The organism is Mesorhizobium sp. WSM4887 (genome assembly GCF_029625865.1).
Lineage (GTDB): Bacteria > Pseudomonadota > Alphaproteobacteria > Rhizobiales > Rhizobiaceae > Mesorhizobium.
The window spans coordinates 123,506-145,079 of sequence record NZ_JARTVP010000008.1; the positions used below are offsets into that span (position 1 = coordinate 123,506).

The 21,574-nt window shown below is 65.5% G+C and carries 20 protein-coding genes and 1 tRNA gene; 12 read left to right on the forward strand and 9 right to left on the reverse strand.

The features are described 5' to 3' along the window. Positions 1-148: 148 nt before the first annotated feature. Positions 149-1,168, forward strand: coding sequence for an LLM class flavin-dependent oxidoreductase (locus tag P9230_RS24285; RefSeq protein WP_095825128.1), 1,020 nt, complete (start codon positions 149-151; stop codon positions 1,166-1,168). A 100-nt stretch (positions 1,169-1,268) separates the two neighbouring features. On the opposite strand, the gene P9230_RS24290 is transcribed toward P9230_RS24285, so the two are convergent. From P9230_RS24290 to P9230_RS24300, 3 genes are all read right to left on the reverse strand, one after another. Continuing rightward, a complete protein-coding gene (locus tag P9230_RS24290) occupies positions 1,269-1,502 on the reverse strand; it encodes a hypothetical protein (protein ID WP_164746687.1) in 234 nt (77 codons plus the stop codon). Positions 1,503-1,572: 70 nt separating this feature from the next. Continuing rightward, complete coding sequence (locus P9230_RS24295) at positions 1,573-2,016, reverse strand: carboxymuconolactone decarboxylase family protein (RefSeq protein ID WP_095776734.1); 444 nt, start codon at positions 2,014-2,016, stop codon at positions 1,573-1,575. A gap of 112 nt (positions 2,017-2,128) precedes the next feature. Then, on the reverse strand, positions 2,129-3,205 hold the full coding sequence (locus P9230_RS24300) for a class I SAM-dependent methyltransferase (protein ID WP_095825130.1): 1,077 nt from the start codon (positions 3,203-3,205) through the stop codon (positions 2,129-2,131). A 192-nt stretch (positions 3,206-3,397) separates the two neighbouring features. Here P9230_RS24300 and P9230_RS24305 point away from each other — a divergent pair, with 192 nt between their 5' ends. The 5 genes from P9230_RS24305 (at position 3,398) to P9230_RS24325 (ending at position 9,244) form a co-directional block, all read left to right on the forward strand. Then, complete coding sequence (locus tag P9230_RS24305) at positions 3,398-4,489, forward strand: helix-turn-helix domain-containing protein (RefSeq protein ID WP_066991583.1); 1,092 nt, start codon at positions 3,398-3,400, stop codon at positions 4,487-4,489. Positions 4,490-4,633: 144 nt separating this feature from the next. Next, entirely contained in the window at positions 4,634-5,605 is a 972-nt protein-coding gene (locus P9230_RS24310; RefSeq protein WP_095776731.1) for a sugar ABC transporter substrate-binding protein, read from the forward strand. Positions 5,606-5,710: 105 nt separating this feature from the next. Further along, positions 5,711-7,213: a sugar ABC transporter ATP-binding protein gene (locus P9230_RS24315; protein ID WP_278120961.1), complete on the forward strand. Its 1,503-nt coding sequence runs from the start codon at positions 5,711-5,713 to the stop codon at positions 7,211-7,213. Beyond that, positions 7,210-8,226 carry an ABC transporter permease gene (locus P9230_RS24320; RefSeq protein ID WP_067323574.1) on the forward strand — a complete coding sequence of 339 codons (1,017 nt, stop codon included), beginning with the start codon at positions 7,210-7,212 and terminating at the stop codon, positions 8,224-8,226. Before P9230_RS24315 ends, P9230_RS24320 begins: the two co-directional genes overlap by 4 nt. A 16-nt stretch (positions 8,227-8,242) precedes the next feature. Continuing rightward, positions 8,243-9,244, forward strand: a complete 1,002-nt coding sequence (locus P9230_RS24325) for a substrate-binding domain-containing protein (protein WP_278120925.1) — start codon at positions 8,243-8,245, stop codon at positions 9,242-9,244. 170 nt (positions 9,245-9,414) lie between these two features. Here the strand turns inward: P9230_RS24325 and P9230_RS24330 are convergent, their stop codons facing one another. After that, positions 9,415-10,473 carry an ornithine cyclodeaminase gene (locus tag P9230_RS24330; protein ID WP_067323575.1) on the reverse strand — a complete coding sequence of 353 codons (1,059 nt, stop codon included), beginning with the start codon at positions 10,471-10,473 and terminating at the stop codon, positions 9,415-9,417. Between the two features lie 2 nt (positions 10,474-10,475). Further along, entirely contained in the window at positions 10,476-11,408 is a 933-nt protein-coding gene (rocF, locus tag P9230_RS24335) for an arginase (RefSeq protein WP_278085977.1), read from the reverse strand. 132 nt (positions 11,409-11,540) lie between these two features. Here rocF and P9230_RS24340 point away from each other — a divergent pair, with 132 nt between their 5' ends. Beyond that, entirely contained in the window at positions 11,541-11,981 is a 441-nt protein-coding gene (locus P9230_RS24340) for an Lrp/AsnC family transcriptional regulator (RefSeq protein ID WP_127325180.1), read from the forward strand. Between the two features lie 227 nt (positions 11,982-12,208). Beyond that, positions 12,209-12,502 carry a hypothetical protein gene (locus tag P9230_RS24345; protein WP_278120926.1) on the forward strand — a complete coding sequence of 98 codons (294 nt, stop codon included), beginning with the start codon at positions 12,209-12,211 and terminating at the stop codon, positions 12,500-12,502. Between the two features lie 67 nt (positions 12,503-12,569). On the opposite strand, the gene P9230_RS24350 is transcribed toward P9230_RS24345, so the two are convergent. Continuing rightward, positions 12,570-12,644 (reverse strand) — tRNA-Gly (locus tag P9230_RS24350). 208 nt (positions 12,645-12,852) lie between these two features. Between P9230_RS24350 and P9230_RS24355 the strand changes: the two genes are divergently transcribed. From P9230_RS24355 to P9230_RS24370, 4 genes are all read left to right on the forward strand, one after another. Further along, entirely contained in the window at positions 12,853-13,350 is a 498-nt protein-coding gene (locus tag P9230_RS24355) for a prolyl-tRNA synthetase associated domain-containing protein (RefSeq protein ID WP_067323583.1), read from the forward strand. 85 nt (positions 13,351-13,435) lie between these two features. Then, positions 13,436-14,428 (forward strand): thioredoxin, encoded by a 993-nt coding sequence (gene trxA, locus P9230_RS24360; protein ID WP_278120927.1) that lies wholly within the window; start codon positions 13,436-13,438, stop codon positions 14,426-14,428. 196 nt (positions 14,429-14,624) lie between these two features. Next, positions 14,625-15,296 (forward strand): LON peptidase substrate-binding domain-containing protein, encoded by a 672-nt coding sequence (locus tag P9230_RS24365; protein ID WP_095777066.1) that lies wholly within the window; start codon positions 14,625-14,627, stop codon positions 15,294-15,296. Positions 15,297-15,375: 79 nt separating this feature from the next. Then, positions 15,376-15,618 carry a Trm112 family protein gene (locus tag P9230_RS24370; RefSeq protein ID WP_067323589.1) on the forward strand — a complete coding sequence of 81 codons (243 nt, stop codon included), beginning with the start codon at positions 15,376-15,378 and terminating at the stop codon, positions 15,616-15,618. A 24-nt stretch (positions 15,619-15,642) separates the two neighbouring features. Here P9230_RS24370 and P9230_RS24375 read toward each other — a convergent pair whose 3' ends face one another. The 3 genes from P9230_RS24375 to P9230_RS24385 are packed head-to-tail and all read right to left on the reverse strand — an operon-like array spanning position 15,643 to position 21,492. After that, positions 15,643-18,978: an error-prone DNA polymerase gene (locus P9230_RS24375; protein ID WP_278120928.1), complete on the reverse strand. Its 3,336-nt coding sequence runs from the start codon at positions 18,976-18,978 to the stop codon at positions 15,643-15,645. Then, entirely contained in the window at positions 18,975-20,450 is a 1,476-nt protein-coding gene (locus P9230_RS24380; RefSeq protein WP_095825139.1) for a DUF6504 family protein, read from the reverse strand. Before P9230_RS24380 ends, P9230_RS24375 begins: the two co-directional genes overlap by 4 nt. Continuing rightward, the gene (locus P9230_RS24385; RefSeq protein ID WP_067324624.1) at positions 20,392-21,492 is read right to left on the reverse strand and encodes a hypothetical protein; all 1,101 of its coding nucleotides are present in this window, start codon (positions 21,490-21,492) and stop codon (positions 20,392-20,394) included. Before P9230_RS24385 ends, P9230_RS24380 begins: the two co-directional genes overlap by 59 nt. Between the last annotated feature and the right edge of the window lie 82 nt (positions 21,493-21,574).

A 21,574-nucleotide genomic window follows, 5' to 3' on the forward strand; every position in this document is an offset into this window, starting at 1 on the left:
TTTCGTTGAATAGCCGCACGGCTTCAACTATTTGCGTTGCATTGCGCAATTCCGCGGCGGAACGCCGTCGCACGTTTTCCTGGTATTGCGCTAGAGCAACACAAGAACACGAGCGGTTCAGCGGGCCGCCCGACGCGGAACGGAGCGCATGAAGAAGATCGGATTTCTGTCGTTCGGGCACTGGTCGCCCGCCCCGCAATCGGGCACGCGCTCGGGCGCCGACGCGTTGCTGCAGTCGATCGACCTTGCAGTCGCGGCCGAGGAGCTCGGCGCCGACGGCGCCTATTTCCGCGTCCACCATTTCGCCCGCCAGCTCGCCTCGCCGTTTCCGCTGCTTGCCGCGGCCGGCGCGAAGACCAAGCGTATCGAGCTCGGCACCGCCGTCATCGACATGCGCTACGAGAACCCGCTCTACATGGCCGAAGATGCGGGTGCGGCCGACCTCATCGCCGGCGGCCGGCTGCAGCTCGGTATCAGCCGCGGCTCGCCCGAGCAGGTGATCGATGGCTGGCGCTATTTCGGCTACGTGCCGGAAGAGGGCAAGACCGATGCCGACATGGCGCGCCGCCACGCCGAGATCCTCCTCGATCTGTTGCGCGGCGAAGGCTTCGCCCAGCCCAATCCGCGGCCGATGTTTCCCAATCCCCCTGGGCTGCTCAGGCTCGAGCCGTTCTCGGCCGGCCTGCGCGAACGCATCTGGTGGGGCGCGGCCACCAACGCCACCGCCGAATGGGCGGCCAAGCTCGGCATGAACCTGCAGAGCTCGACGCTGAAATTCGACGAGGGCGGCCAGCCGCTGCACATCCAGCAGGCTGAGCAGATAAGAGCCTTCCGCGCAGCCTGGAAGGAAGCCGGCCATGCGCGCGAGCCGCGCGTGTCGGTGAGCCGCAGCATCTTCGCCTTGGTCAACGACATGGACCGCGCCTATTTCGGCGGCAGCGAGGGCGAGGATCATTTTGGCTATATCGAGCCGGAAAAGCGCGCCGTTTTCGGCCGTACCTACGCCGCCGAGCCGGATCTGCTGGTTGAGCAGCTCAGGCAAGACGAGGCGATCGCCGAGGCCGACACGCTGCTTCTCACCGTGCCCAACCAGCTCGGCGTCGACTACAACGCCCATGTCATCGAGGCGATCCTGAAGCACGTCGCGCCGGCACTCGGCTGGCGGTGATCAATCGAGCGATTCGACGGCCGCGAGGCGAGACCAAACTCGATTTCGGGGCCATGATCGAATCGGCGCACCCGATGCTTTGAGGCACTGCCACCGGCAATCAGCTCGCTGCGCCAGTGTACCGCTCGCGCACGATCCGGGTGATGTGGACCACGTTCAGGCCGATGAAGAAGACGTTCCATGCCACGACGTTCAACATCGGGACGGGCTGGCAGTAGAAGTATACTGCCAGGCAGGTTGCCGCCGTCAGGGTGAGCATTCGCAGGCGCAGCATGTCCATTGTGAAGTAGGCAATCACGTAAAGAATGTTCGCCGCGTTGATGAGCAGTTCCATGAGAGTTCCCATGTGGTGGGGCGTGCAGGAAGGGGCGGTGCCCGGTTGAAACGCCGGGCACCGCCTGCCGTCAGTCGCCGCCAAATTCGGTCTTGAAGGTTTCGAAGTCGATCTGCAGGCCATTCAGCACGGCGCTCCAGTGCCGGACGTAGCCGGCATGGGCCACGGCTTCGGCGACCTCCTCGTCGGTGGCGCCGCGGTCCTTGGCCATCTTGGTTTCCAGCCAGATGCAGTAACGGCACGGAATCTGCGCCGCCACCGCGACGTTGATGAGCGACTTTACCTTCGGTTCGAGAGCGTTGTTCTTGGGTTGAAGCTCGAGACCCTTGAACATCGCCCAAGCGCCGGCGACTGCCGACTTTGGATAGGCCTTGATATGGCTCGGCACGATGCCGAGCGTCGCCTCGATTTCCTTGTAGGTCTGCTCGGCCGCCGGCAGTTCCTGCGCAACGGCGAGCGGTGCGGCAAGTACGGTAGCGATGGCGAAGCCTATGCCTGTGAGAATGTTTTTCATGATCAGTCTCCTGTTTGTTGGGATCGAAGGGATTGCCGCCCGCCCCGCGCCCCCTTTGCGCCGCGAGGCCGGAAGTCGTCCGCTGCGACCGACCGGTGTTAGCTTTCGAAGGTCAGAGCCGGGCCTCGAGGACCAAGTTGAACGGCGTCTCGAAGGCACGACGGAAACGGGTGAACCCGGCCTTGCGGAACACTTCCGCCAGCCGTGCCTCGCCGGCCTGGGCGCCCAGCACGAGGCGGCCGCCGTCCGAAATAGCGTGGGCGCAGCAGATGGTGGTGGAGGCCGCGTAATACATTCTCGCCACCGGCGAGATGTTGTCCTCGACCCGGTCATTGGCGAAAGGCTCGACCAGCATCACCGTCCCGTCCGGCGCCAGCGCCTTTGATGCATGCACTGCCGCGGCGACAGGATCGCCCATGTCATGCAGAGCATCAAAGAAGCAGATCAGATCGTAGCCGCTGCCTGGGTAGTCGTCGGCCCGCGCCTTTTCGAACGCCACGCGCCCTTCCAAGCTCTGCTTGGCGGCGCCGCGACGGGCCTCCACCAGCGAGTCTTCGTGATTGTCGAAGCCATGGAAGCGGGAAGCCGGAAAGGCCTTTGCCATGAGCGCCGTCGAATGGCCGTGACCGCACCCGATGTCGGCGACAAGCGCACCAGTCCTGAGCTTCTCGACGACGCCCTCCAGGGATGGCAGCCATTCGCTCACGAGACTGGCCTTGTAGCCGTTCCGGTAAAAGGCGGCCACGCCGCAGGCCAGGCGTCCGTCATGATCTCCCCAGGCGATGCCCTTGCCGGTGCGGAAAGCCTCTACGGCCTTCTCTTCGTCGGCCCACATCGAAGCGGGCACCGCCCAAGCGTTGGGAATGAAGACGGCGCTGTCCTCGTCGGCGAGCACGACTTCCTGTTCGGGTGTCAACTCGTAGGTGTCGCTGACCGGGTGGTAGACGATATAGCCGCCCGCCACTTGGGAATTGAGCCATTCGCGTACGTAACGTTCGGCACAGCCGGCCCGCCCCGCGAGCGCGCGGGCACTGAGGGGTCCGAGGCCCGCCATGGCCTTGTAAAGACCGAGACGGTGGCCGAGGCTGATCATGACTCCGCCGTAGCCGGCCGAAATATCACCGATCGCTCGCGCGACGAGCGCATCGAGTTTTGCCGGATCGATCTTATGGTTGTGGGTATGCTCCATGTCCAAGTCTCCTGTCCAAGCGCTCGGGCAATCCCGAGGCAGCGGCTGAATCGCAGGAACAGGGAAGAAACGGGAGAGCGCGACTCTCCAGAATCGGGCCATTTGTGCCACTGGCCCGTCGTCAGGAGAGAAACTGGCGGCCGCGCGCGCCGGGCGCTATGGTTGCGGCACCTGCGACATGGATTAGCCGACATGCATCGTCACTTCACCACTGCCGCATCCGAGCCGCTTCACGTGAGTCTGGTGGCCATTCCAGAGGCCGTGGTGTCCACGTTGTCGGGCATCTTCGACGTGATGAATGCCTTCAAAATAATGCCGCTGCCGGGCAGCGAGCCGCGCCAGGCTCCGCCCTTCGAGATTGAGATCGTCGGCCTAGAAACGGGCGCTCTGGAACTGGCCAGCCGCGTGCCGGTCATGGTTCAGCGAAGTGTGGCGGAGGTGGATATGACCGACATCGTCATTGTTCCTTCGATCCTGCTTGGGCCGAACGGCTGGCGAAAGGACCTGCATCCGGAACTGATCGAGTGGTTCCGCGCCATGCATGGCCGCGGCGCGCTCTTGTGCTCGGCGTGCTCAGGCATCTTCCTGCTTGCCGAAACCGGTCTGTTCGATGGCGTGGACGCGACCGTGCATTATGGCTACGCCGGCGACTTCGGCCGGACGTTTCCACAAGTGCCTATCCACCCGGATCGTGTGCTGGTGGTGTCGGGCAAGCGAGAGGAGCTCATCTCCTCGGGTGCTTCCATGACTTGGCATGATCTGGTGTTGTACCTGATCGCCCGACACGCCGGCGCGACCGCAGCCCAGGCCGTGGCGCGCTCATTCGCGCTGCAGTGGCATCAGGACGGTCTTGCGCCCTACATCATCTTTGAGGGTCGCAAGGATCATGGCGATCTTGCCGTTCAGGCGGCGCAGGACTTGATCGCCACCCGATTTTCGGTCGCCAATCCCATAGAAGAGATGATCCGCTGCGCCCAGCTCACGGAGCGCACCTTCAAACGCCGTTTCACGAGTGCGACCGGCCTGAGCCCGATCGCCTATGTACAGCGCTTGAGGATCGAGGACGCCAAGCGCCGACTGGAGCGCACCGACGCGTCAATCGACGACGTCAGCTGGCAGGTCGGGTACGAAGAGCCTGCGTTCTTCCGTCGCTTGTTCAAACGTGTGACGGGGCTGGCGCCCGGCGCATACCGCAAGCGGTTCAAGATCCCCGCCTATGCGCAAAGGCATTTGCCCGACGAGAGCGTCGAACTCCGGCTGGGAAATAGCCAGCGGCAGACCTAAGCCGGGCCGACGCTGCGATATCCGCCCGGCAGGCTGCTCGGGTACGCTTCCTCCGCGAGCATGTTGACATCCGACGAAGACAAGCAGTAGTTTTTGGCGTAATCGGTTACGTAACCGATTACGCCCATTCAGGAGGAGGAAAGCATGAGCAAGGTTTCAAATACCCGCGGGCTCGACCTGGGATCGTTTTCGCGTCGTCGGTTCCTCAAGACAAGCGCGCTGGCGGCCGGCGCGCTTGCGCTGCCGTTCGGTCCGGCGTTTGCGGCCGACAAGCCGAAGGTAGGCCTGGTCATGAAGTCTTTGGCCAACGAGTTCTTCAAGCAGATGCAGGCCGGCGCGGAGGACTATGCGGCCAAGAACAAGGACAAGTTCGATTTCGCCGCCGTCGGCATGAAGGACGAGCGCGATTTCGCCGCGCAAGTCGATGCGATCGAGAACTTCATCACCCAGAACTACAACATCATCGTCGTGGCGCCGGCCGATTCGAAGGCGATGGTCACGCCGATCGCCAAGGCGCTGAAGGCCGGCATCAAGGTCATCAACATCGACGTCGCGCTCGACGATGAGGCCAAGAAGAAGGCCGGCATCGACCTTGCCTTCTTCGGGCCGGACAACCGAGCCGGCGCCAAGCTCGCCGGCGACGCGCTCGGCAAGGCGCTGGGCAAGGGTGGCAAGGTCGTCATCCTCGAAGGCAATCCGGAAGCCGACAACGCCAAGCAGCGCAAGCTCGGCTTCGACGATTCGGTGAAGGAGCACGGCCTCGACCTGCTCGATTCCAAGACCGCGCATTGGGAGACCGAGGAAGCCAACACGCTGATGACCAACTTCCTGACGCAGCACCCGGACATCCAGGGCGTGATGGCGGCAAACGACTCGATGGCGCTCGGCGTGGTCAAGGCGATCGACGCGGCCGGCAAGTCGGGTCAGATCAAGGTGGTCGGCTTCGACAACATTCCGGCCGTCGGCCCGCTGCTCAAGGAAGGCAAGATGCTCGCCACGGTCGAGCAGTATGGCGCGCAGATGGCGGCCATGGGCATCGACTACGGCCTGCGCGAGCTTGCCGGCGAGAAGTTCTCGGGCTGGGTCAAGACCGACGTCAAGCTGATCACCGCCTGAGGCGAGCACAGGCGCCGGGACTCCCTCTGGCGCCATCCATTGGCTTGTCTCATCATCGCCGCCGGCAAGCAGCCGGCGGCGATGAGCGCCATTCAGGATTGCTGCATGGACGATGTGGTTCTTTCCCTTGAAGGGGTAGGAAAAATCTTTCCCGGCGTGGTCGCGCTGAGCGACGTCTCGCTGTCGATCGCGCGCGGCGAGACGCATATCGTCCTCGGCGAGAACGGCGCCGGCAAATCGACGCTGATCAAGCTCTTGGCCGGCATTTACCAGCCGGACAGCGGGACGATCGCCTTCAACGGCCAGCCCTATCAGCCGAAGACGCCGCATGACGCGCAGCTAAGCGGCATCCGCATCGTGCACCAGGAGCTGAACCTACTGCCCTATCTCAGCATCGCCGAGAACCTGATGCTGGAAAACCTGCCGCGCCGCGCCTTCGGCATCGTCGACCGCAAGGCGCTCAACCGGCGCGCCGTCGCGCTGCTCAAGGAAGTCGGGCTCGATGTCGATCCGAGGACGCGGGTCGAAGCGCTTGGCGTCGCGCAGATGCAGCTGGTCGAGATCGCCAAGGCGCTGAGCTACGACAGCAAGCTGCTGGTGCTCGACGAGCCGACGGCGACGCTGACGCCGCCGGAGATCGGGCGGCTGTTCGCTATCATCAAGCGGCTGAAGGCCAGGGGCGTCACCATCATCTACATCTCGCACCGGCTGCACGAAGTGTTCGAGATCGGCGACCGGGTGACAATCTTGCGCAACGGCAGGCTGGTCGCGACCCGCGACCTCCACGGCCTCAGCGTGCCGGATGTCGTGCGCATGATGATCGGCCGCGACATCGCCGACGAATTCGGCTTCGACGCCTCGATCGTGCCGGGCAAGGTCGCGCTCAGCGTGACCAATCTGAAGCGCAGCGGCGTGACGCCCGAAATTTCCTTCAACGTCCGCCACTGCGAGATCTTGGGCGTGGCCGGTCTGGTCGGCAGCGGCCGGACCGAAGCCATGCGGGCCCTGTTCGGCGCCGATCCGAGGCTCGACGGCGTCGTCGAGATCGACGGCAAGCCGGTGGCGATCACGGCGCCCAAGGATGCCGTGCGGCATGGGCTCAGCCTGCTTACCGAGGATCGCAAAGGCCAGGGCCTGCTGCTCGATCTGGCCGTGGACAAGAACATCACCATCACCGATCTCGGCAAGGTGTCGCGCCACGGGCTGGTCAACCGCCGGGCCGAAGCTGCGGCAGCGAACGATCTCATCGGCCAGCTGCGCGTCAAGGCAAGCTCGATCGAGCAGGCGGTGCGCAACCTCTCGGGCGGCAACCAGCAGAAGGTGGTACTGGCCAAGTGGCTGTTCCGCGGCACCTCGACACTGATCCTCGACGAGCCGACGCGCGGCGTCGACATCGGCGCGCGGCGCGAGATCTACCAGCTTCTGTGGATGCTAGCGGCGGCTCAAAAAGGCATCATCATGGTGTCTTCCGACCTGCCGGAGCTGATGGGCATGTGCCACCGCATCATCGTCTTTTCCAAGAACAAAATCGTCGGCGAGGTGCCGCGAGCCGAATTCGACCAGGAGCGCATCCTGTCGCTCGCCTACCAGGAGTATGTGCGACCATGAGCGAGACGTCCGAAACCCTCGTGTCGGCGCCTGTTTCTCCCGGCAGGGCGAAGTTCCTGCGCTTCCTGATCCGCGACGCCGGCGTGCTTCTGGCGCTGGTGCTGATCACGCTGTTCTTCTCGCTCACAGCGCCTTACTTCGCCACGCCCGGCAATGCGCTGAAGATCTTCGTGCAGATCGCCATCAACACGGTGCTCGCCGCCGGCATGACCTTCGTCATTCTCACCGGCGGCATCGACCTTTCGGTCGGCTCGGTGCTGGCGCTCTGCACCGTGGTCGGCGCCACCGTCATGATCGACGAAAGCCTGTCGCCGGCCGTCGCGATCACTTTGGCGCTGCTCGCCTGCATGGCGACCGGTGCTGCCTGCGGCTTCCTCAACGGCTGGATCTCGACGCGCTGGAAGATCCCGTCCTTCATCGTCACGCTCGGCATGCTCAACATGGCGGCGGGCGCCGCGCGCGTGGTCAGCGACAATTCGACCATCACCGGCCTGCCGCAGAGTTTCGTCGATTTCGGCAATCTGATCATCGGCGGCTTCCTGCCGTCGATCTTTCTGGTCGCGGTGCTGGTGATCGCGGCCGGCTGGTTCGTGCTGCGCTTCACCGTGTTCGGCCGCATGATCTTCGCGGTCGGCACCAATGACGAGGCGGTGCGCCTCTCCGGCCACAATCCGGATTTCTACAAGGTCGCGGCCTTCACCATCGGCGGCCTGACGGCCGGCATCGCGGCCATGGTCTATCTGCTGCGCTTGAACATCGGCAGCCCGATCGCAGGCGTCGGCTACGAGCTCAATGCAATCGCCGCCGTCATCATCGGCGGCACCAGCCTCAGCGGCGGCAAGGGCTCGATCATCGGCACGCTGGTCGGCGCCTGCATCCTGCAGGTGCTCAGCACCGGGCTGCAGTTGCTCGGCGTCGGCGACAATTTCAAACCGATCGTGATTGGCCTTGTCATCGTGCTCGCCGTCATCCTAGACGCTTATCGGGAGAGGCTGTTGCGGAGGATCCGCTAGAGGGTCAGAGGGAACCATGACCACAATTGCCGATGTCGCGCGCTATGCGGGGGTGTCCGTCGCAACGGTCTCGCATGTGATGAACCGCACGCGCCATGTCGAGCCGGAGACGGCCGAGCGCGTGCGCGCCGCGATCACCGCCCTGCGCTACAGCCCGAACTCGCTGGCGCGGAGTCTGAGGCGCGGGGAGACCAAGACCATCGGCCTGCTGCTCCCGGACAATTCCAACCCGTTCTTCGCCAGCGTGGCGCGCCAGATCGAGGATGCCGGCTTCGTGGCCGGCTATACGGTGATCCTGTGCAACTCGGATGGCAGCGCCGAGAAGGAAGAGCGCTATCTGTCGGTGTTGATGGCAAAGCAGATCGACGGGCTGATCTTCGCCGGTTCGTCAGACCATGCGCGGGTGTTCTCGCACCTGTCCGCCGCCCTGCCGGCGGTGCTGCTCGACCGCGAGATCCATTCTGTCCATGTCGATTCCGTGCTGGTCGACCACGATCACGGCGGCTATCTCGCCGGGCGCCAACTGGTCGGGCTCGGCCACAGCAAAATCGGCGTCATCGGCGGTCCGCGCGATTCGAGCTCCAGCCCGGCCCGCCTGCGCGGTTTTACCCGGGCACTCGCGGAGGCAGGTCTCGACCTGCCTGCCTCGTCGGTGGTCGATTCCGACTATCATTTCGCCGGCGGCCGCCTGGCGATGGAGCGGCTGATGGCGCAGGCGCCGGAGATCACGGCGGTGTTCGCCTGCAACGATTTGATGGCCATGGGCGCCATCACCGCGCTGCGCACGCGCGGCTTGCGGGTGCCCGACGACATGTCGCTGATCGGTTTCGACGACATCCCCTATGCGGTCACCACATGGCCGCCGCTGACGACGATCGCGCAGCCGGTCGAAAAGATCGGAACGCGGGCGGTCAGCCTGCTGCTCGAGCGCGTCGGCGAGCCCGAGGCGCCGTCGCGCCGCGAGGTGCTGGCGCCAGTGCTGGTGGAGAGGGAAAGCTGCGCGGCGGTGCAGAAGTAGCGTGTAATCTCCCCCCTTGAGGGGGAGATGTCGCCGAAGGCGACAGAGGGGGTCGGTCCGACTGGGCTCGGCCTGCTGTGGCAGATGGAGGTTGGCGCTCCACGCGAGGCGACCCCCTCTGGCCTGCCGGCCATCTCCCCCCGCAAGGGGGAGATCACGCGCTCATTCCCTCACGCGGCAGGTTGCATGGCGGCCCTCAGTAGCATGCCGAACAGGTCGCGCGGCTCGTCGGGGTCGGCGAGCAGGTCGAGCTCCTCGTAGAGGCCGGTCGCCTGGAGCTGGTCGCGGACATAGCGCAGCGCGGAAAAATCCTCCGTTGCGAAGCCGACGGAATCGAACAGCGTGATCTGCTCCTTCGTCTTGCGGCCCTCGGCCTGGCCGGTCATGACCTGCCACAGCTCGGTGACCGGATGATCGGCGTCGAGCTGCTGGATCTCGCCCTCGATGCGCGTCTGCGGCGGAAACTCGACGAAGATGTCGGAGCGCAAAAGGATATCGCGGTGCAGCTCGGTCTTGCCGGGACAGTCGCCGCCGACGGCGTTGATGTGGACTCCGGAACCGACCATGTTGTCGGTGAGGATGGTGGCGTACTGCTTGTCGGCGGTCACCGTGGTGATGATGTCGACGCCTTCCACCGCGTCCTGCCCGGTCGAACAGATGGTGATGTCGAAGCCCTTGCCGGCGAGGTTGCGGGCGCATTTTTCGGAAGCAGAGCGGTCGATGTCGTAGAGCCGCAGCCGGTCGATGCCGAGCAGCGCCTTGAACGCGACGGCCTGGAACTCGGACTGGGCGCCGTTGCCGATGATGGCCATGGCGCGCGACCCTTTCGGTGCCAGATATTTGGCGGCAACCGCCGAGGTCGCGGCGGTGCGCAGCGCCGTCAGGATCGTCATCTCGGTCAAGAGCATCGGATAGCCGGAGCCGACATCGGCGAGCACGCCGAAGGCGGTGACGGTCTGGCGGCCTTCGCGCATGTTCTTCGGGTGGCCGTTGACATATTTGAAGCCGTAGAGGCGGCCGTCGCTGGTCGGCATCAGCTCGATGACGCCGTCATGGCTGTGCGAGGCGACGCGCGGCGTCTTGTCGAACAGCTCCCAGCGGCGGAAATCCTCCTCGATATAGCCGGCAAGCTCGGTGAGGAAGCGCTCGAGGCCGATGGCGAGCACAAGCTTCATCATGCGGTCGACGCTGACGAAGGGGACGATGGCAAGGCGGGACGGCTGGGTCATGATCAGAGGCTTCCGGAATGGCTGCGGGTCGGGCGGTCCATGATGCGGCGGCCCATCAGGCTGGCGGTAAGGTCGACCATCAGGGTCGCGGTACGGCCGCGTTCGTCGAGGAACGGGTTCAGTTCGACCAGGTCGAGGCTGGAGACCAGGCCGCCGTCGGAGAGCATCTCCATCACCAGATGCGCCTCGCGGAAGGTGGCGCCGCCCGGCACGGTGGTGCCGACGGCCGGCGCGATCGAGGGGTCGAGGAAGTCGACGTCAAGGCTGACATGCAGCAGCCCGTTTGCCTCTTCGATCCTGGCCAGGAAAGCGCGCAGCAGCGGGGCGATGCCGTGCTCGTCGATGGCGCGCATGTCATGCACGGTCACGCCCGCGTCCTTCAGCGCGCGGCGCTCGGCCGGATCGACGCTGCGCAGGCCCATGGTGCAGACGCGGGCCGGGTCGACTGCGGCGGGCAGGTCGGGGAAATAGCCGTTGAAGCCGGGGCGGCCGCTGGCATAGGCGAGCGGCACGCCGTGCAGATTGCCGCTGGTGGTGGTGTCGAGCGTGTGGAAGTCCGGGTGGGCGTCGAGCCACAGCACGAAGAGCGGCCGGCCGCGTTCGGCGGCGCGGCGCGCCACGCCGGAGACGGTGCCGGCGGAGATCGAGTGGTCGCCGCCGAGGAAGATCGGCATGGCATCCCTCGAAGCCGCGTAGGCGGTCTCGGAAATCGCCGCCGTCCAGGCGGAGATTTCGGGCAGCGCCTTCAGGGCGAGATTGCCATGAGCGACAGGGCGCGCCGCCGCCTTCTCAACCGCGCCCCAGTCCTCGACCTCATGGCCGAGCTCCGACAGCACCGCGACAAGCCCCGCTGTGCGCAGCGCGCTCGGCCCCATTTCGCATCCCATCCGGCCCGCGCCGTCCTGCACCGGCGCGCCAACGATCCTGCAGCGCATCACTTCTTTCCGCTTTTGCGTTTGATTTGCCGGAGTGAACCACCGCTGCCTGGCGGTTTGAATAGGGTAAATTGGCATTTCGAAAAGGCCGATCTATCATAGTGGGCATATCGGCTGTTCGAAATGGTCAACATGGACGCGCTCGACGAGAGACTGGTGACGCTTCTGAGGCACGATGCGCGGCGCAGCGTCTCCGATCTCGCGCTCGATCTCGGCGTCTCGCGCGCGACGGTCAGGGGGCGCATGGAGCGGCTGGAGAAATCCGGGGAGATCATCGGCTACACGGTGGTGTTACGCGCCGACGCGGTCGACCAGAAGATACGCGGCGTCATGATGATCGAGATCGAGGGCCATGCCGCGGATCGCGTCATCAGGGCGCTCGGCGGTTTTCCCGAGGTGTCGACCATCCACACCACCAACGGCCGCTGGGACCTGGTGGTCGAGCTCGGCACCGCCTCACTCACGGACTTCGACGCCGTGCTGCGTCGCATCCGGCTGATCCCCGGGATCACCGGCAGCGAGACGAGCCTGCTGTTGGCGACGCCGAGGACGACGAGGGCGAGGCTTGGGTAGAGCGGTTCGTTTTATGAAACGCCGAACCGCTCGACTTCCTTTTTTGCGCAATTCCGGACTGAAGGCTTCGGCGAGAGCGGCGAGCCGTTAGGGACTTTCCTGGAATTGTTCCAGCAAAGGCGCCAAACCGTCAGGAGTGGGCGGCAGGGCGCTTCCTTTCCGTCGCGACGTTCCTCTATTTTGCCCGGCCAGCATGGGCCGAGCCACAGATCGCGGAGAGCAGCGTCATGCTGAAGACAATCGCGGCCGGCGTCGGCGTGGGCCTTGTCGGGTTCCTCATCGCGCTTTTCACGATGGGCGCAGGGCACGGAACGAACGTTCCCGGTTTCGTCGTGGTCCCCTGGATGATGCTGCTGATGATGGCGGGCGCTGGCGCTTTGCCTGGGCTGCTCGCGGCATGCGCCCAATTCACGATCTATATCCTTCTGATCCGCTCCAAGCCGTTGCTGGCGCTGCCGATCGGGATCGTTCACTGCGTCGCCACAGTATGGGGGACGGCGCGCAACGGAATCTTGTTCTGAAGGCTACAAACGCGAAAAAGCCGCGGCGAACCGCGGCTTTTCGTTTGCTTGATTCCCTGAAGGAAACTGGAGCGGGTGAGGCGATTCGAACGCCCGACCCCAACCTTGGCAAGGTTGTGCTCTACCCCTGAGCTACACCCGCTCGCGCGGCCTTGGGCCGCAAGCCGCGCCTATATGGCCGAAGAGCGCGGCGATTGCAACAGGGAAATGACGGTCTTTTTGGAGCTAGCTCTTCCTATAGGGAAGGTTGGTTTCGAGCCGGCGGATTGCGTTGGCCCAGCCGGGCGATCTTGCCCCAAGGGCATCGTTGGCCGTAAACGGCACAAGCTTTCCCGATGATGCGAGGACCGATGCCGAAGACCGAAGCCGAGCTTTACGCATTTCTTGCCGATCTCGGCATTTCCGTCTCGACGGTGCGCCACCCGCCCTTGTTCACGGTCGCCGATTCGCAGGCGCTGCGCGGAGAGATCCCGGGCGGCCACACCAAGAACCTCTTCCTCAAGGACAAGAAGGACAATTACTTTCTCGTCACCGTCGGCGAGGAGGCCGTGGTGGACCTCAAGCAGATCCACCATCTGATCGGCGCCGCCAGCCGCGTCTCCTTCGGCAAGCCGGAAATGCTGATGGAGCTGCTCGGCGTCATTCCCGGCGCGGTTACCATCTTCGGCCTGATCAACGACACGGCCGGGCGGATCAAGGTGGTTCTGGACCAGGAATTGATGAGCCACGACGTCATCAACGGCCATCCGCTGACCAATGAGGCGACGACGGCCATCGCCGCTGCCGATCTCGTCAAATTCGTCGAGGCAACGGGCCACGATCCTGTTATCTTGAAAGTCTCGGGCTGATCGCCACATGGATGGCGAAACCGAAATCCGATAATAACGCGCCGCACCCCGAAGCCGGCGACGACGCGACCGAAAGGGCGACGACATGAGTGACAACAATCCGTTCAGCGGCTCATTTGGCGGCAATGCCGGCCAGTACGCCCAATCCGTGCAATATGGCGGGGCGGACCGCGGCAAGGTCTCGCTCGGCGAGGCGCCTGCGGCCACGGATCTCGTCAAGGACACGACGACCGCGACGTTCGCGGCCGACGTCATCCAGGAATCGCGCCGCCAGCCGGTGCTGGTCGACTTCTGGGCGCCTTGGTGCGGCCCGTGCAAGCAGCTGACGCCGCAGCTCGAAAAGGCGGTCAAGGCTGCCGGCGGCAAGGTCAGGCTGGTCAAGATGAACATCGACGACCATCCCTCGGTCGCCGGCCAGCTCGGCATCCAGTCGATTCCCGCGGTCATCGCCTTCAAGGACGGCCAGCCGGTCGACGGCTTCATGGGCGCCATTCCGGAAAGCCAGATCACGCAGTTCATCCAGAAGGTCGGCGGCAAGGGCGGCGGCGCGCCGCAGATCACCGAAGCGCTGGCCGCGGCCGCCGAGGCGCGCGAGGCAGGCGACACCCAGACCGCGGCCGACATCTATGATGCGATCCTCGAGCAGTCGCCCGAAACCATCGAGGCCATCGCCGGGCTCGGCGAGATCCTTTTCGAGGCCGGCGACAGCCAAGGCGCCGAGGCGGTGCTTGCCAAGGCGCCGGAGGACAAGAAGGATGCGCCGGCGCTTGCCGCTCTGCGCGCCAAGATGACGCTCGCGGCGGAAGCCGCCGCGCTCGGCAATCCGGCCGAGTTCGAACGCCGGCTCGCCGCCAATCCAAACGATCACCAGGCGCGGTTCGACCTGGCGATGGTGCAGAATGCGCGCGGCGAGCGGATGCAGGCCGCCGACAACCTGCTGGCGATCGTCAGGGCCGACCGGACGTGGAACGACGATGGCGCGCGTGCGCAGCTCTTGAAGTTCTTCGAGGCATGGGGGATGACCGACGAGGCGACGCTGTCGGCGCGGCGCAAGCTGTCGTCGCTGTTGTTCTCCTGAGCGTTTTGCCGGCTTGGCTGCCGGCCCCTTTTGCCAGGAGGTCTTGCGCAAGGCGCCAACTGCGCCAGATAGGCGGCAGCGGCTTGCCCCTGCCGGTTGAGGGTTTAAACGGGCTTGGGTTGCGTAAGAGGAGATCGCAGATTGATGCGCTGCCCGGCGACGCTTTCGAGAGTTGAAGTGCAGGCGGAGGGTTGAGGTGCAGGTCGGAAACGCCCGCTACCGGCTCGCCAGGGATCTGCCGTCGAGGATCCCGGTGTTTCCGCTCGCCGGGGCGCTGCTGCTGCCCGGCGGCCGCATGCCGCTCAACATTTTCGAGCCGCGCTACCTGGAGATGATCGATGAGGCGATGGCCGGGCCGCGGTTGATCGGCATGATCCAGCCCAGCCTCGACGGCGCGCTGCGCGACGACGGCGAGCCCGAGCTTTGCAGCGTCGGCTGTGCCGGGCGCATCATCTCGCTTGCCGAGACCGGCGACGGGCGCTACCTGATCTCGCTGCAAGGCGTGTGCCGCTTCCGCGTCACGGATGAGCTGGCGGTCAAGACGCCGTTCCGGCAATGCCGGATGGCACCCTTCCTCGCCGATCTCGAGGAGGATCCGGCCGGTGCCGAGGTCGACCGCCCTGCCCTGCTCAAGGCGTTCCGCGCCTATCTGCAGGCCAACGACCTCGAGGCCGACTGGGAAAGCGTGAGCCGCGCGGAGAACGCCATGCTGGTCAACGCGCTGTCGATGATGGCGCCCTATGGGCCGGCCGAGAAGCAGGCCCTGCTCGAGGCGGCGGACCTGAAGACGCGCGCCGAGACGCTGATCGCCATCACCGAAATTACGCTGGCGCGCGAGGATGAGGATTTTGGCTCGAGCCTGCAGTAAGCGCAATGATTCAGGTGAAATCGGCCTGACCTGAATCTCAACACTTAGGCCGGCGGCAGTTGGACAATGGAAAAGCGAGATGGCGGACGGACGTGACGGGCGCAAAGCCACGGTCGACCCGAAATTGCTGGAACTGCTCGCCTGCCCGCTGACCAAAGGACCGTTGACCTGGGACGCCGAGCGCAGCGAACTGATCTCGCGCGTGGCGAAGCTTGCCTATCCGGTGCGTGACGGCATCCCGATCATGCTGCCTTCGGAAGCGCGCACGATCTCGGCCGAAGACGCGCTCAAGCCGCCGCCGCGGCTCGGCGGTCCGTCGTGAATCGCGCCGGCGGGCCGGTTGCCGCTACTGGAAATTGCGCCCCTTGGGCATGACCCGTTGCGCCGCGCCCGACAGGGCGTCGACATCCTGCCGCTCGACCGGCAGGCTGCGGTTCGCGGAGCGCTCCGGTCCATTCGATGACCCGGCGGGCTGATGCTCGATGGTGGGCGGCTCCTGCAGGAGGACGCTCAGCCAGGGCGTCAAATCCTCGATCCTGTCGGCGACGATGTGGATGACATCCGATTCCTGCTGCAGCTTGCCGGTGACGCGGATGAAGCGTGCGCCCATCACGATAGAGCGGAAGCGGTCGAAGACGCGCGGCCAGATGATGACATTGGCGATCGCCTTTTCGTCCTCCAGCGTTAGGAAGATCGCATTGCCCTTGCCGGGGCGCTGGCGCACCAGCACCAGGCCGGCGACGGTGACGCGGCGGCCGTCGCGCACCGACGGCAGGCGGACATTAGGGGTGATGCCGGCGCGGTCAAGCCGCTCGCGCAGGAAGGCGACGGGATGTTCCTTCAGCGACAGGCCGAGCGAGCGATAGTCGTGGACGACATGCTCGCCGAGCGGCATTTTCGGCAGCTTCGTCTCGGGCTCCAGCTCGCGCAAGCGGAGCGTGGGCTGGTCGAACAGCGGCAGTTTCTCGGCTGCGCTCCTGCCGTCCAGCGCGCGCACCTCCCAGAGCGCCGCGCGGCGGTCGAGGCCGAGCGAGCGGAAGACGTCTGCCTGGGCCAGCCTTTCGATCTCGCCAACATCGAGGCCCGAACGCAGCCAGACATCCCTGACCGATCGATAGCCGTCGCCGCGCCGGGCGACGGCGGCCTCCATCCCTTCCTCCGAAAGCCCCTTGATCTGACGGAAGCCAAGCCGCACCGCATGAGCCGTCTCGATGACGCCGCGCATCGAGGCATGGCGTTCGAGGATGCGCGAAGGATCGAAACCGGCCTCCTCCAGCCTGCAATCCCAGACGGAATGGTTGATATCGACCTCGCGCACCTCCACGCCATGGTCGCGCGCGTCGCGAACGAGCTGGGCCGGCTGATAGAACCCCATCGGCTGCGAGTTCAAAATCGCGGCGCAGAACACGTCGGGATAGAAGGTCTTGAACCAGCAGGAGGCATAGACCAGCAGCGCGAAGGAGGCGGCATGGCTTTCCGGAAAGCCATATTCGCCAAAGCCTTCGATCTGCTTGAAGCAACGCTCGGCGAATTCCTTTTGGTAGCCCTTGTCGACCATGCCGTCGATCATGCGCTGGCGGTAGTTGCCGATTGTGCCGGTGCGCTTGAAGGTGGCCATTGCGCGCCGCAGCTCATCGGCCTCGCCCGGCTGGAAGCCGCCGGCAACGATGGCGATCTTCATCGCCTGCTCCTGGAACAGCGGCACGCCCAGCGTCTTGCCGAGAATCTCCTTCAGTTCCGGCTTCGGGTATTCGGCTTGCTCCTTGCCCTGCCGTCTACGCAGATAGGGGTGCACCATGTCGCCCTGGATCGGGCCGGGCCGCACGATCGCCACCTCGATGACGAGATCGTAGAACTCACGCGGTTGAAGCCGCGGCAGCATCGACATCTGGGCGCGCGATTCGATCTGGAAGACGCCCAGCGTGTCGGCCCGGCAGATCATGTCGTAGACGCGAGGGTCCTCCGGCGGCAGCGAGCTCAACTGATGCGGCCGGCCGTATTTGTCACGCGCCTGCGGATAATGATGCGTGAGCAAGGTCAGGGCTCGCTTCAGGCAGGTCAGCATGCCGAGCGCCAGCACATCCACCTTGAGGATCTTCACCGCGTCGAGATCGTCCTTGTCCCACTCGACCATCTTGCGCTCTTCCATCGCCGTCTTGACGATGGGCACGACCTCGTCGAGCCGGTCGCGGGTGATGACGAAGCCGCCGACATGCTGGGAGAGATGGCGGGGGAAGCCGATGATCTCGTTGGCGCGTTCCAGCACCTGCCGCGACAGCGGATCGGCGCGGTCGAGGCCGCCGGCATTGGCTTCCCTTTCGCCGAGCTCCGAGGTCGACCAGCCCCAGATGGTGCTCGACAGGGCGCTCCGGACGTCTTCGGACAAGCCCATGGCCTTCGCCACCTCGCGCAGGGCGGAGCGGCCGCGATAGCTGATGACGGCGGCGGCCAGCGCCGTGCGCTTGGCGCTGTATTTCTCGTAAATATAAGCGATGACCTCGTCGCGCCGTTCATGCTCGAAGTCGACGTCGATGTCGGGAGGCTCGTTACGTTTCTCGGAGATGAAGCGCTCGAAGAGGGCATCGATCCGGTCAGGGCCGACCTCGGTGATGCCGATGCAGAAGCAAATGACCGAATTGGCGGCCGAGCCGCGCCCCTGGCAAAGGATGCCCTTGCTGCGGGCGAATTTCACGATGTCGTGGACGGTCAGGAAATAGCGCGCATAGTTCAGCCGCTCGATCAAAGCGAGCTCGCTGCCGATGCGCCGCAGCACTTCTTCCGGGATTCCGGCCGGATAGCGCACGGCCGCTCCTTCCCGCGCCAGGCGTTCGAGCTCGGCCTGCGGTCCGAGCCCGGATTCCGTCGGCTCGTCCGGATAATTGTATTCGAGGTCGCTGAGCGAGAAGGTGAGCTCGTCGGCGAAGCGCAGCGTCTCCGCCAGCGCTTCAGGGTGTCGGCGGAAAAGCCGCGCCATCTCCAGCGGCGTCTTCAGATGACGCTCGGCATTTGCCGTCAGCTCCAGCCCGACCTCGGAAACCGGCGTGTTGAGGCGGATCGCGGTCAGCACGTCCTGCAGCGGGCGGCGGTCGGCGGCATGATAGAGCACGTCGTTGGTCGCCATCAGCGGGATGTGCAGATGTTGGGCCATCGCCGCCGCCTGCTCGATACGGAAGCGGTCGTTGCCGCCGTAATCAGGCGCCACGGCAAGCCGAAGCGCGGCGCCGAAACGATCCTTAAGCCGGCTAATGAGCGTCAGATTGTCTTCCGCGCCTCCCGACAGGTTGGGCAGGATCGCCAGCGACATCAGATCGCCCCATTCGAGAAGGTCGTTGAGTTCGAGCAGCGTCGCGCCCTTCTCGTTCTCGTCGCGCAGATTGGCCTGCGTCAGCATGCGGCAGAGATGTCCCCAGCCCTTGCGGTCGCGGGGGTAAGCCAGAATGTCCGGCGTGCCGTCGCAAAAAACCAGGCGGCAACCGGGATGATAGGGCAGCTTCTCGACCCTGGCCTGCTGCCAGGCCCGCACGACGCCGGCGACCGTGTTGCGGTCGGCAAGGCCGATCGAGGAAAAGCCGTGGAATTTCGCCGTGACCACCAGCTCCTCGGGCTTGGAGGCGCCGCGCAGGAAGGAAAAGTTCGACTGGATGCCGAACTCGGCATAGGGGATGGCGGTCAGCGCGTTCATGCGAAGACGCCGTGCATGAACCAGCGCGGCGCGGCATGCGAGGCGCTGCTGTAGAGGCCCTGGCGGTAGAGCCAGTAGCGGCGCCCTTCGCTGTCCTCGATGCGGTAATAGTCGCGCGTCGGCGCCTCTTCCTCACCGGGCAGCTGCCGCCACCATTCGGCGGCGATGCGCTCCGGCCCTTCGGCGCGGGCGACGCGATAAAGCGCGCGCCGCCAGCGGAAATTCATCGGCGGGCCCTCGGGGATCTCGGTCGCCGGCACCTCGATCGGCTCGGGCGAGCGGAACAGCCGTACCGGCCGCTCCGGCGGGAAGATGGTCATCGGCGGTGCTGTCCGGTCGGGCTTCGGCGGCCTGCGCCTTTGCGGCGCCTCCGCGAAAGGAACCGTGGTAACGGCGCGCTCCGGCAGGTGGCTATCGACGACGACCGGCTTCAGCACGGCGGCTTCGCCGAGACGGGCACGCACGCGGTCGGCGAATAAAGCGATGTCGGCGTCATCGTCGCTTGTCTCGCCGGCAAGGTCGGCCTGCAGCATGTCGAAGGCGGCGACCGAAAGCACCGACAGCCGCACGAGGTCGAAGCCGAAGCCGGCATCGATGGTCTGTTCCAGCGCGGTCAGCCGTTCGTGAAACAGCTTTCGGATCAGCTGCGGCTCGCGCATGGGCCGCGAGGTGCCGACCGCGATGCGGCTGACGGCGCCGTCGACGCGGAAGAGGAGAAGGGCGAGCGCCCGCGCGCCTTCGCCGCGGCGCTCGAGGTCGGCCTTCAAGGCAACGGCAAGCCGGCTCACCAGCCGCTCGATGTCGTCGGTGAGCACGATCGGCTCGGCAAGATGGCGCTCGACCGAGAGCGGCGCCACGGGAAGGCGCGGCGACACCGCCTCGTCGAGCCGGCCGAGCGCCTGGTCGAGGCGCAGAAGCAAGGTGGCGCCGAAGCGGCGGGCGAGCGGCGCGCGGGGTGCGGCCATCACCGCCCCCGCCGTGCGCAGGCCGACGCTTTCCAGGCTGGCGCGGGTTTCCGGCGCGATGCGCAGCGCCGAAAGCGGCAGGGGCGAAAGCAGCGCCGCCTCCTCGCCGCCGGCAACGATGCGGTCGCCGTGGAAGCGCGCCGCCGCCCAGGCGGCGCCCGGCGTCGAGGCGAGGCCGGCGCGAACATCGAAACCCTGCTGGAAGAAACGGGTGAGGATCTCGTCCTGCATGGCCCGCTCGCCACCAAACAGGTGCGTGCAGCCGGTGACGTCGAGAAACAGCCCGTCCTCGCCGTCGATCGCCACCAGCGGCGTGTAGCGGTCGCACCAGTCGGCGAGGCCTTCGAGCAGGCGGCGGTCGGCCTCCGGGTCGGCCTCCACCACATCGATCGACGGATGCATGGCGCGCGCGTCGGCAATGCCCATGCCGCGCTTCAGCTTCAGCGCCTCAGCCCGCTCGTCGAGGGCTGCGATGCGCTGGGCGTTGCTGTCGCGATGGCTGATCACAAGCGGTGGGCAAGATGGGGGCAGGTGATGCGAGGGCCGGGAACGCCAGGACCGCCCCAGACGCTGGCGCAGGATCCGCTCCGCGCAAAGATAGGGGAACCACAGCGACAGAATTCGCTGCCCGCTCTTCCTCGGGCCTTCTTTCGGCAAAAGCGTGCTCATCGGGGTTCCACTCCAGTGTGAATTGTCCGGGCAGGGCCGTGCGGCTCTTGCCGATATCGACGGTGAAGGCGGGGCGGCCGATCGAGCCGGCCAGCGCGCCGGCGAGCGTTTCGCGGCTCGCCGCGGGCGCTGCCGAAACAATGAGGCGCACGGGCGCCGCGGTGGGCTCGGCCTGGCCGGCCTGACGCAGCAAAAATACCGGCCGGCCGGCGCTCTGGGCGCGGGCGTGCAGCCGCCGCGTCGCGGTAAGGTCGAGAAGCCGCGGGCTGCCGCGGATCTCGAGGAGGACGGCGGCGAAGGCCGTCATGCGGGCGGCCTCCTCGGCGATCCACAGCGCGTCGAGCAGTTTCGGCGCTTCGGAAAACAGCAATTGTTCGGGCTCGATGCCGAAGAAGGCGTGGAGGCCCCTGGCATAGGGAAAGCCGGCCTCGCGGAAAATCTCCGCCGTTCCGATCCAGAGGACCGGCAGGCCCTGCTTCTGTTGGAGGATCAGGCTGGCGAGCGACAGCGCAAAGCCGGCCACGGCGCCGGCATCGCGGGTCTCCAGCCCATGGATTTCACTGAGCGCCGCCTTGGGCAGGCCGCCGCCGAGGGCGGTGTCGAGGCGTTCTACGCCGGTATGCAGGAAGGCATCCGGCGAGGCCACAGCGAGGCCGCGCCGGACGATGGTGATTTCGGGGGTGACATCCGATCCCGCGGCATCGCCAGCTATTTGTTTTTTTGCAAGTCCGGACGAAAAACCGCTTCGCACTGTTCCTGGAATCGCTTTTGGCGCGCCGGAAGCCGGCGCTTCCAGGCGCTCGGGCAGCGTTCCCTCGATCTTTGCGATCTGGCGGCGCAGGGCAAAAACAGTTTCCCGCGCCACGGCGCTTATCGCCATGACGTTCACTTTCGGCAGCACTTGTTCCTGTTATGTTCTTATAGATTCCAGAGGGGCCTGGAAGAGTCAAGCGGAGTCGCAA

Excerpts from the sequence above, each read along its gene's own strand:
- P9230_RS24340 (WP_127325180.1), top strand. The coding sequence starts at position 11,541 with ATGGACGCGCTCGACGAGAGACTGGTGACGCTTCTGAGGCACGATGCG.
- P9230_RS24285 (WP_095825128.1), top strand. The coding sequence starts at position 149 with ATGAAGAAGATCGGATTTCTGTCGTTCGGGCACTGGTCGCCCGCCCCG.
- P9230_RS24325 (WP_278120925.1), top strand. The coding sequence starts at position 8,243 with ATGACCACAATTGCCGATGTCGCGCGCTATGCGGGGGTGTCCGTCGCA.
- P9230_RS24300 (WP_095825130.1), bottom strand. The coding sequence starts at position 3,205 with ATGGAGCATACCCACAACCATAAGATCGATCCGGCAAAACTCGATGCG.
- trxA (WP_278120927.1), top strand. The coding sequence starts at position 13,436 with ATGAGTGACAACAATCCGTTCAGCGGCTCATTTGGCGGCAATGCCGGC.
- P9230_RS24315 (WP_278120961.1), top strand. The coding sequence starts at position 5,711 with ATGGACGATGTGGTTCTTTCCCTTGAAGGGGTAGGAAAAATCTTTCCC.
- P9230_RS24375 (WP_278120928.1), bottom strand. The coding sequence starts at position 18,978 with ATGAACGCGCTGACCGCCATCCCCTATGCCGAGTTCGGCATCCAGTCG.
- P9230_RS24290 (WP_164746687.1), bottom strand. The coding sequence starts at position 1,502 with ATGGAACTGCTCATCAACGCGGCGAACATTCTTTACGTGATTGCCTAC.
- P9230_RS24345 (WP_278120926.1), top strand. The coding sequence starts at position 12,209 with ATGCTGAAGACAATCGCGGCCGGCGTCGGCGTGGGCCTTGTCGGGTTC.
- rocF (WP_278085977.1), bottom strand. The coding sequence starts at position 11,408 with ATGCGCTGCAGGATCGTTGGCGCGCCGGTGCAGGACGGCGCGGGCCGG.
- P9230_RS24330 (WP_067323575.1), bottom strand. The coding sequence starts at position 10,473 with ATGACCCAGCCGTCCCGCCTTGCCATCGTCCCCTTCGTCAGCGTCGAC.
- P9230_RS24355 (WP_067323583.1), top strand. The coding sequence starts at position 12,853 with ATGCCGAAGACCGAAGCCGAGCTTTACGCATTTCTTGCCGATCTCGGC.
- P9230_RS24320 (WP_067323574.1), top strand. The coding sequence starts at position 7,210 with ATGAGCGAGACGTCCGAAACCCTCGTGTCGGCGCCTGTTTCTCCCGGC.
- P9230_RS24370 (WP_067323589.1), top strand. The coding sequence starts at position 15,376 with ATGGCGGACGGACGTGACGGGCGCAAAGCCACGGTCGACCCGAAATTG.
- P9230_RS24295 (WP_095776734.1), bottom strand. The coding sequence starts at position 2,016 with ATGAAAAACATTCTCACAGGCATAGGCTTCGCCATCGCTACCGTACTT.
- P9230_RS24385 (WP_067324624.1), bottom strand. The coding sequence starts at position 21,492 with ATGGCGATAAGCGCCGTGGCGCGGGAAACTGTTTTTGCCCTGCGCCGC.
- P9230_RS24310 (WP_095776731.1), top strand. The coding sequence starts at position 4,634 with ATGAGCAAGGTTTCAAATACCCGCGGGCTCGACCTGGGATCGTTTTCG.
- P9230_RS24305 (WP_066991583.1), top strand. The coding sequence starts at position 3,398 with ATGCATCGTCACTTCACCACTGCCGCATCCGAGCCGCTTCACGTGAGT.